The sequence below is a fragment of the Streptomyces sp. D2-8 genome, from assembly GCF_023184515.1.
Classification (GTDB): Bacteria; Actinomycetota; Actinomycetes; order Streptomycetales; family Streptomycetaceae; genus Streptomyces.
This window is the reverse complement of record NZ_JAAHBP010000003.1, coordinates 999,815-1,006,166: the sequence shown is the minus strand read 5'-3', so window position 1 is coordinate 1,006,166 and position 6,352 is coordinate 999,815. Positions and strand designations below refer to the sequence as shown.

The 6,352-nt window shown below is 69.2% G+C and carries 5 protein-coding genes and 1 pseudogene; 3 read left to right on the top strand and 3 right to left on the bottom strand.

Going from position 1 to position 6,352, the window contains the following annotated elements; translation table 11 throughout:
* Window positions 1-115 (bottom strand): annotated as a pseudogene (locus G3I77_RS10950) (leucine zipper domain-containing protein); the annotation flags it as partial.
* Window positions 116-1,139: 1,024 nt separating this feature from the next.
* Between G3I77_RS10950 and G3I77_RS10945 the strand changes: the two are divergent.
* From G3I77_RS10945 to G3I77_RS10935, 3 genes are all read left to right on the top strand, one after another.
* The gene (locus G3I77_RS10945; protein WP_248502576.1) at window positions 1,140-1,940 is read left to right on the top strand and encodes a restriction endonuclease; all 801 of its coding nucleotides are present in this window, start codon (window positions 1,140-1,142) and stop codon (window positions 1,938-1,940) included.
* A 139-nt stretch (window positions 1,941-2,079) separates the two neighbouring features.
* Window positions 2,080-3,399 (top strand): Fic family protein, encoded by a 1,320-nt coding sequence (locus G3I77_RS10940; RefSeq protein ID WP_248502575.1) that lies wholly within the window; start codon window positions 2,080-2,082, stop codon window positions 3,397-3,399.
* Between the two features lie 107 nt (window positions 3,400-3,506).
* A complete protein-coding gene (locus G3I77_RS10935) occupies window positions 3,507-3,932 on the top strand; it encodes a DUF6003 family protein (RefSeq protein ID WP_248502574.1) in 426 nt (141 codons plus the stop codon).
* A 224-nt stretch (window positions 3,933-4,156) separates the two neighbouring features.
* Here G3I77_RS10935 and G3I77_RS10930 read toward each other — a convergent pair whose 3' ends face one another.
* Window positions 4,157-4,828 (bottom strand): hypothetical protein, encoded by a 672-nt coding sequence (locus tag G3I77_RS10930; RefSeq protein WP_248502573.1) that lies wholly within the window; start codon window positions 4,826-4,828, stop codon window positions 4,157-4,159.
* 271 nt (window positions 4,829-5,099) lie between these two features.
* Window positions 5,100-6,305 carry a glycoside hydrolase family 64 protein gene (locus G3I77_RS10925; protein WP_248502572.1) on the bottom strand — a complete coding sequence of 402 codons (1,206 nt, stop codon included), beginning with the start codon at window positions 6,303-6,305 and terminating at the stop codon, window positions 5,100-5,102.
* Window positions 6,306-6,352: the final 47 nt, after the last annotated feature.

Sequence of the window (6,352 nt, the reverse complement as noted above, 5' to 3'; positions counted from 1 at the left end):
TGGGACGGGAGATGCCCATCTCGGCGGCGACATGGGCGACGGGACGGCCGGAGCGGACACGCTCGACCAGCAGCCGCCTGCCGTGAACGGTCAGGCGGGCATTACGGTGGGACACGAAGGCCTCCGTACGGTGAAGATTCGACACCTCCACCACACACGGGGGCCTTCGCCATGATCAAGTCCGACCCCGCGTTAACAACGCTCGTGATCAATACAGCTAGTGCCGCGGCAGGCAACGTTTGCCCGTCAAGGAGCGGCGTCCGGTGCGTGCTCTCGGCGTGCCGGCCGAAAGCCCTCGTACTGGACGTACTTGGGCCTTCGACCGGTGCGGCGAGTGGGGGTCCCCCCTGCTCGAAGAGCTTGGGGGAGCGTGCCGGACGCCGCGCCGGGGCGAACGTTGCCTGCCGCGGCACTAGATCCGTCAGCAGCGTGAGCGCGGGCGTTGCCGGCAGATCAGTACGCAGGGTGAGGATCGCTTCGTGGATGTCGTCTCGTCGAAGGCCAGGGCCGGGAACGGCGGCCGTGGCAGAATGCCGGCATGGTTCTGATCCGAAAGGGCGATGCCGCGTAGGCGCCCGAGGGCCGTCCGCGCCGAGCGGTGGCGGCCACCCAAGCACATGCCGGTCCGTCGGATTCCGTCCGTGTCAGCTCGAACTCGGGCAGCGGTACGGCGCGTTGAGGCCGACCATCTGTGGCCCGATGCCGTCGCTGACGCTCTGAGCCGTTTCGCGTGGGCTTTCAGACAGCCGGGGCGCTATCTGAGCGGCCCTTACGAGAGTCCCGGGATCGAGATCGAAGACGCCCGGGACGACCTGGAAGTGGCCCTGCGCCATCTGCCCCGAGGAGCCCGGGAAGATCTGGGCCGCCTGGTGGAGCGCGTCGACGCGGAGTTCGAGCGCCGTACTCTCCCGAATCCGGGGTGGGTGAGCGAGTGGACCGCGGGGCGCTGGTGGTGGTGGCGCATTCGGGAACGGTGACAACGGGAGCGGTGACAACGGCAGGTGAAGCGGGCCGACCGAGGTCGGACCTCAGCAGCGCGTCAGGTGGGGCGTCCCACACGGCGGCTTGAGCAGTGAAGGTGGTGATCTTGGGCAGACGGTGGGAGTGATCTTGCCGTTGGTCCCAAGAGGGGGGATGTCGTGACAGTGCCTGTGCGTCGTACGCCGTTTGTGAAGCGCCGCGGGTATGGGTTCGATCTTCGATCGACGGCCCTGTTCTTCGTCTTTCTCGCGGTGGTCCTGAGTCTCCTGGGCCTCGCCGTTCGTATAGCGGCGGGCGCTGTCGAGCGGCGTCCTGCCTGGGTGTTCGTGTTGGTCGTGATAGGTCTCGCGGGCTGCGTGGGTTTGCGGCGCCGGTGGCGCGTGGCGGGAGTGGCACGTCGGGCCGCGGCAGCGCTCGACGACGCGGCCAGGGAAGCGGCCGAGGAGCTGACGGTTCCGACAGTTCCCGCTCACCGGGCGGCCGTTGAGGTCCCCGTCGACTACGAGGCTCCGACGCGGGAGGAGTTCGTCGACTACGACGCACTGACGCCGGAGGAGTTCGAGGAGGCGATCGCCGCGCTCTGCGAACGCGACGGCTGCTCTGGCGTCGAAGTCGTGGGCGGTGCCGGGGACCTGGGCGCCGATGTCGTGGCCCTGACGCCCGACGGGCGCCGGATCGTCATCCAGTGCAAGCACTACAGCGAGCCCCATCGCGTCGGCTCCCAGGATCTGCAGCGCTTCGGCGGCACGTGCTTCACCGTGCACGAGGCCGACGTCGCCGTGCTGGTCAGCACGAGTGACTTCACAGCGCCGGCGGTGGAGTACGCCGAGCAGTGCGGGATCGTGTGCGTGGCCCGGGAGACCCTGGAGGCGTGGACGGACGGCACCGGTCCCCGGCCCTGGGAGGCCGACCCGGAAGGCGGGGCCGCCGGAGGGGAGACGGCTGGTGCCGGGTGCTGAGGTCTGCGGGCAGCCTGCCCGCATGTGCACGGAGACCGGCGGGCTCGGCGTCAATTCGCTTGATCGAGCACCGGGCGGACGTGGCAGGCTTGCGCGGTGATCTCTGTGCTGACCCCCGGGGTTTCTGACCTGGGACGAGGTGGATCCGGCCCGCTACCCCTTCGACGCCGCGTCGGCGGCGCGGGTGGTCCACTCGCTCGGGCCGGCCAGGTGTGTGCCGCGTCGGCCGGATGTCGCCTTCGCCGATCCGGTGATGAGTGCCTGGAGCTGGGGCGAGGCCAAGCTGTGGGCCGATGCCATGTCGCATGCCCTGGTGGAGCACTACGGCCGCTGGGCCTCGGGCTGGCGCTGGTCGCATGACGAAGGGGACTTCGACGGAGGGCCGGTCGGGCACTGGTGCTGCCCACGCGACTCGATCACCACACCCGAGGAGACGCTCGCCCGCGTGGTCGCGGCACTGTGCGAATGGCGCGCATGGCTCGAGAGTCTCGCCGGATGGATCGAGGCGTACCCGCTGGACCTGGACACCGTCGAGGACAACCAGATCCTGTGGGACCGGGCCGCCCGCAACCTGATCCTTCAGGTGACCGACCGCACCGGGTGCGGCAGCGGCTGGCACGGGCACTGCAGCCAGGTGCTCACCTGGTTCCTCGACCGCTGGGCCGTCGCACCCGACGTCGCCGATGACCTGGTCGACCGCGCGATCGGCGGGCGGTTCCTGAGCTGGACCGGCCCCGACGATGCACTGATCGACGATGTCGCGGAGCGGCTCGCGCGGTCCCTGCGGCCGGAGGACCGCGCGCAGACCTGCGAGCCGCCGCTGCCGGACCACCTCGAGCGCTGGCTCGCGGTGCGTGAGAGCGTGCCGTGGCAGCAGGCCCCGGACAGCGGCGCGGACGGAACGGTGACTCCGTATCTCGACGGCGTGGCCGAGGACATCCGGGGCTTCGACGGCGCCCTGGCCCCGGCCCGAGCCCACGGTCTGCGCACTGCCCTGGATCTGCTGCGGACCGACGCCGCGAGCGGCGCCCGCCTCGACTTCGAGCTGTTGCGGCGCTGGCAACAGCACGTCCTGGGCACACCGCAGCCCCCGCCGTTGCGCAGCCGACCCGCCTTCGCGAAGGGCGGCCGGGAACGCTACGGCATCGGCCCGGACACCCGGGCCCGCCTGGATGCCTGCCTGGCCGAGAGCGCCCGCGACGGCGGACGGCCCCTCCCCCTGCCCGCACGCGCCTACCTGGACGTCTGCTTCTTCCACCCCTTCGACGACGGCAACGCCCGCGCCGCCTTCCTCGCACTGATCTTCGTCCTCGCCCGCGAAGGCATCGCCCTCGACGATGTCATCCTGCTGCGCCGTATCGCCTTCCAGGCCGACGAACCCCGGGACGCACTCGCCCTGGCGTCGTACATCGACCTCCACATCTCCGAGACCCGGCGCCGTGCCGTCGCCCCCGATTGAGCCCGCCTCATCCGGATGGCCCTCCCCGTCCGTGGTGATGCGGCGGTAATCCGGGCGCTGCGGGGTAATGGGATGTCGATCAGCACCCTGGTGAGAAGGAGCCGAGGATGACCGACGACGCCTACTTGTTCCTGCTTGACGACGCGTCCGCGCGTCTCGGCGTGACACCGGCGGCCGTCGGTGAACTCGCGTGCATGGAGACTCCCGCGGTTCGCGCCTGGCTCGATGCTCAGGGAAGCACGCCGACCTCACCGCACCTGCGCCTGCTGCCGCCGGAGGAGACGGCGGCCGTGCCCGAGGGAGCGGAACGACTGCCGGTCCCGCTGAGCGAGGAGGAGCTGAGCCGCCTGCGCCACCAGATGACACCGGAGCCGCTGGCCCAGGTCGAGGAGGAACTGCTCGCCTACCGTGACAGCACGGACGGGCGGGACGGCCTGATCGGACGCGCCCTGGCCGCCGGCGTGGCACCGCACCGCATCGTCGAACTGACCGGCGTGGATCCCGCCACGGTGACCGCCGCCGCGAACAGTTGAGGACGCCGAGGGCGGCTTTCGCGCATCGTCCGGTCCCGGCACGCGGCCCCGCCAGGCACGAACCGCCTGCCGGGGCCGCGATCGGGTTCCGGACCACGGACGCCACCGTCCTGAGTGGATCCTGGCACTCGGACTGGTGCCGTGCTCGACTGCCTCTGGTCGAAGTCGCTCTTCAGCCGCGACCCGAGGCAGACCGGGCGAGCCCCCTGCGAAGGCGGAGCGGATCAGCCGCCGCGGGTGAAGACCTTGTTCCGGGTGGAACCGCCGTCGCAGAGCTTCTTCTCGTCGGCCGTCATCTTGCGGGACTTGACCACGACCGCGCTGTGCTTGCCGTCCGTGCCGTTCGGGGCCGGTCCGGTGACCGTGTCGGGTACGAACCAGTAGTAGTGGCCCCACTTGGGGTCGTCGTAGTGGGTCTGCCACGTGCCGGATATCTGCCGCATCACCTGGGCGCGGGAGATCCAGCCCACTTCTCCCGGCTTCACGTTCACGGTGAAGGAACTCGTCTCCGTGTGCGAGCTCTGCCAGGTGTAGTTGTAGGTCGCGGTCACACTGGCCGTGATGATGCCCTCGATACCGCCGCCCACGGTGACCGAGCCTCCCACCGAATGGGAGGAGCCCACGGTGTCGGCCCATGACATGGACTGTGCGGCGGGTGAGTCGGTGCAGTTGAAGAGCAGTTCGGACACCTGACGGGGCTCACCGAGGTAAGCCTCTCCGAGCTGCGGGGAATTGAAGCTGCACTTTCCTTCTCCGGAAGCGCAGTCGGCCATGATCTGCTCCGCTGTGGGCTGTTCCTCGGCCGCGGCCGGCACGGCCGTCGCGATCACCCCGAGTGCGGTCGCCGTCAACGCGAGCATGCGGCTGCCGTACCGCAGGGTGTGGTTCATCGTCATCGTGGGTGCCTTTCACCATGTGCGTGGGGGGAGAGTGACCACAAGTGCCCTTGTTCCGGCAGGGCTTGCGGTCACCGCGTGGTGCCACTGAGGCTCACGTAATCGACAGCCGAGCTACACCAAGAGATGGCAAAGTTGTAATTGATTTCAAAACTGATGAATAGCCAACTTTGCGGTCCACAGATCGTCGTGGGCGCGTTCCGGCAGGTGAATACGGCAAAGCCGCCGGCACCGCGGTCAGTTCGCGGAGCCGACGGCGAGGGGAGAGGTGTCAGTCGAGGGGTTCGAGCGTGAGGTAGGCCTGGCGCGGATTGCCGTCGTGTACGAGTGATTCGTGGTGGCCCACGTCGTCGAAGGCGAAGGCGTACGCCTTTCCGTCCGCCGTCTGGGCATGGATCTTGCGCGCGTAGTGATTGGTGACGTTGTCCTTGTAGAAGTCAGCTGCGCCGGCGTCGGGCTGGTTGGGGTTGACCAGCAGTGTGGAGCGGTTGAAGCCGGCACACAGGGTGCGCGAGATCGGGCCGCGCACCTGGTCGTTCGGGGCGTCGAGCCTCTGGTGGCAGCCGAAGACCGAGGAGGCGTCCGGCTTCTGGAAGCTGGTGACGACAGCGCCGGCGCTGTTGGTGAAGTTCATGACGCCGCCGGCGACCCGGCCGTAGTACTTGGTGCCGGGCCGGTCGCCGAACGGCGTGACCGTCAGGGTCGAGGTGGAGTACTTCTGCCAGACGCGGTTGATGTAGTCGTCCATGACGGTGGCCGGCAGAGCGCCGGTCTCCAGGCCGTACAGCGGTGACAGGGCGCGCAGCACGGTGCCGTCGGGGCGGGTCTGGATCAGGTTGGCCCAGCCTCCGGGCTGCCCCCTGAGGGCGCTGAAGAAGCCCTTGTATCCGCCGGGCTTGAGCCGGCCGGTGCTCGCGGTACTGCCGTCGCCCCGCTGCACTCCCACCGCGTAGGGAGCGGAGAACATGTCGACCTGTGTGCTGTTGATCCACAGGCCCGAGTCGTTGAGCGTGTACTCCGACCAGTTGAACAGGATGTTCCGGTTGGGGTCGGTCGGGTTCTGCACGGCGGGCTGGACCAGGCCTCCGGTGGTCAGTTTGAAGACCAGCTTCTGGCCGTAGGAGAAGTACACGCGGCCGGAGAACTTCGGCATGCGGATCGTGGTCGACTGCCCTGCCGCCGGACCCGGGATCGAGGCGTCGGGGGCGGGAGTAGGCGGGTTGCCGCCCGCCGGCCAGGGGTGGAACGTGCCGCCCGCGTCGGACCAGCCCTGCCGTCCGGTCGAGAGTTCCGTGCCGAGGTTGTAGATGTACAGCTGCTCACCGCGGGCCGAGTTGTTGGTGATCTTCAGAGGGATCGTCGCCGGGACGGCGGCATGGGCCGGCGCACCCGTTCCGGTCGCCAGCAGTGAGCCGGCGAGGACCGTGGCGAGGGACAGCCCCGCGGCCGTGGCCCGGCGCCTGAGAGTTCGCAACACGCTCTGCCTCCGTTCGACAGTTGGCCGATTCGAATTCTGAGAGCGCT